Consider the following 978-nt stretch of genomic DNA (forward strand, 5'->3'; position numbering starts at 1 on the left):
GATGAACCGTAAGCTGTGGGAATGGGAAATTGATACCCTCTTTATTGAATGTATCATATACAATCTCGTTAATATCAAATAACACACTCCAATAATCGCTGGCTTTTACCCAGACACGGACGGTAATATCAACGCTGCTCGCATTTAATGTGGAAAGAGCAATAAGTGGGGCTGGTGTATCCAATATACGTGGATCGTTTTTGATAATTCGCTGTATAACAGCCCTTACTTTCCCTATTACTTCTCCATATTCAACACCGAACACCCAATCAACACGCCGTGTTTCTTGCTTGCTATAATTGGTGATGGCGTTATTATTCAAAATCCCGTTCGGGACATATATCATACGATTATCAAGAGTCGAGAGTATCGTATGGAATATTTGTATTTCTTTCACTGTTCCGTTTACGTCAGGGCCTTCTATATAATCTCCAACCTTGAATGGTTTGAATACCAAAATTATCAGTCCTCCTGCAAAGTTGGACAAGTTTCCTGAAAGTGCCATACCGATAGCTACACCGGCAGAAGCCATCAAAGCCGCAAAACTGGTGGTTTCCACTCCCAGCTTGCTTATTACCGCAAAAGCCAGAATCATATTAAGTAGAATTTTCACCAAGCTTTTCAGAAAAGTCTGCACGCTTGGTTCCACTTTTCGTTTTTCCAGAATTTTAGCGACCAGCCTGTTTATCTGTTTGATTATAAAACACCCGATTGAATAAATAAGACAAGCAATAAAAATGTTTTTACCGGCATCTACGCTAAAATCCAGCAACTTGTCTAAAAACAAATCCAACTTCGTTGATAATAGAATATTCAAAAACATCTCTAATCTAAAACAAAATGAGCGACAAAATTAACAAAACCCCATTATAAACTTGTGTTATTTATAATAAAAATAACCCAAATAATAAGAACATAAACGAAAAGGGGCTGTCCAAAAAGTCGGATAGCCCCTTTTGTTTTTTACTTATTTCTGTA

General features: G+C 37.3%; 1 protein-coding gene. It reads right to left on the reverse strand.

All coding sequences use genetic code 11. The annotated features are described in order from the left end of the window. Nucleotides 1-823, reverse strand: an 823-nt coding sequence (locus QVP94_RS13235; protein ID WP_288213280.1) for a mechanosensitive ion channel family protein, incomplete at its 3' end; no start/stop codon positions are given. Nucleotides 824-978 lie beyond the last annotated feature (155 nt).

The organism is Parabacteroides sp. CAG:2 (assembly GCF_000436315.1).
GTDB lineage: Bacteria > Bacteroidota > Bacteroidia > Bacteroidales > Tannerellaceae > Parabacteroides > Parabacteroides distasonis.